Source organism: Arthrobacter sp. HMWF013 (assembly GCF_003061105.1).
In the GTDB taxonomy this organism is placed as follows: domain Bacteria; phylum Actinomycetota; class Actinomycetes; order Actinomycetales; family Micrococcaceae; genus Arthrobacter.
This window is the reverse complement of the sequence record NZ_QAIQ01000204.1, coordinates 1-1,607: the sequence shown is the minus strand read 5'-3', so window position 1 is coordinate 1,607 and position 1,607 is coordinate 1. Positions and strand designations below refer to the sequence as shown.

Genomic DNA, 1,607 nt, shown 5'->3' with positions numbered 1-1,607 from the left:
TTCCTGGGCGGCCTTGGCAGCTGCGTCCGCGTCCGCCTTGGCTTTTTCCTCTGCGGCTTTTGCGTCCGCCGCGGCCTTCGCCGCCGCATCGGCGGCAGCGTTGAGATCCGCCCGGACGGCGGTGATAACGGTCATGATGGTCCGGCGGCGTTCCTCGGAAACCTGGCCGTTATCGGCCGCCGTCGAAAGCTCTGATTCCAGGCCGTCCAAGGCCGTCAGCGCGGCGGCGTGGTCATTGGCCGCCGCGGCCTGGCTCACTCCGAGCACCCGCTCCTGAAGCTGCCTGGCAGCATCGCGCTGCAACCCCGTTTCTGCCGGACCGCAACTGGCGAGGGACGCCGCCAGCACCAGTGCGGCGGCACCCCGGATGAGGGCGCGCGCTATGGAGCGCCGGCCGTTGGGCCTGGAAACTGTCACGGTTCAACGCTCTTCTGTAGTTCCTGGAGGTGGTCGCCCAAGGTGCCGCTGACCGTGGGGTAGGGCACGACGTCGGGGGTCAGCTGCGGGGAGAGGCTCGCCGTAAGTATTGCCGCACCGGCGCCCAGGGCAAGGAAGATCAGGATTGCCACCAGCCAGAGCCGCCTGCGGCGTTTCACCCGCTGAAGCCAGGTCTCGCCACCGGTTGATGAATCGGTGGGACCGGAGATCCGATCCACGGTGCCAGGGTTTTCCTTGTCCACGTCCGCCAAGGAAAGGGCGGGGGACGGCAGTTCCGAGGTGATGGTCGGCGGCCTGAACGGCATGGCCGGCAGCACCCGCGTGGGTTCCGGGGTGAGCTCGCCCGGCGTGGACACCGGCGAGACAAGGGCCTGGCGCAGTACAGTCTCAACGTCCGCTGCTGAGGGACGTTCCAACGGCTCGAGTGCCGTCATGGAGCGGATCAGGTCCGCCCATTCCGAGGGGAGATCCTCCGGAATCTCCGGCGCGCGGTGCAGCCTGGCGACGGCCGATTCCACTGCGCTGCCGGGGTATTCGATGGTCTGCTTGATGCATTCGAGGAGGACCAGCCCGAACGAATAGATGTCAGTGGCCGGCGTGAGCGGCGAGCCCATGGCCTGCTCCGGGCTGAGATAGGCCGCTGTCCCCACCATGGTGCCGGTGGCAGTCAGGCGTGTTCCGTCAACGATCCGCGCAATGCCGAAGTCAGTAAGTTTTGGCCGGATCGGCTCGCCCGGGCGGATCTGGACCAGCAGGATGTTGGCGGGCTTGATATCGCGGTGGATGACTCCGAGGCTGTGGACATATGCGAGGGCGTCAGCGATCCCGGCGCCGATAACTGCGAGTTCGTCCAGCGGGACAGGGCTGTGCCTGATGCGGCTCCGGAGGTCCTGCCCCTCCACCAGTTCCATGGTGAGGAAGGGGCGGGGCTCATCCGGGATCCGGGTGTCGATGCCGGCGTCGAAGAGCGTCACCAGACTGGGATGGTTCAGGGTGGCCAGCAGCTGGATTTCCGCTTCCTGGCGCTTCAGCTCATCCGCATCCGGTGCCTGCGGAGCGAAGAGCTTAAGTGCCACGTCCCGGCCCAGATTCTCGTCCCGCGCACAATAGACCGATGACATCCCGCCGCGGCCGATGACCTCACCGAGCCTGTAACGTCCGCCTATCAC

2 protein-coding genes are annotated in these 1,607 nt (G+C 66.8%); both read right to left on the bottom strand.

The window, feature by feature from the left end; all coding sequences use genetic code 11:
- Positions 1 to 417: hypothetical protein (locus DBR22_RS08770; RefSeq protein WP_108598700.1), on the bottom strand; the 417-nt coding region annotated here is incomplete at its 3' end.
- A partial coding sequence (locus DBR22_RS08765; RefSeq protein WP_258229104.1) for a serine/threonine-protein kinase occupies positions 414 to 1,607 on the bottom strand: 1,194 nt, incomplete at its 5' end. The genes DBR22_RS08765 and DBR22_RS08770, both read right to left, overlap by 4 nt.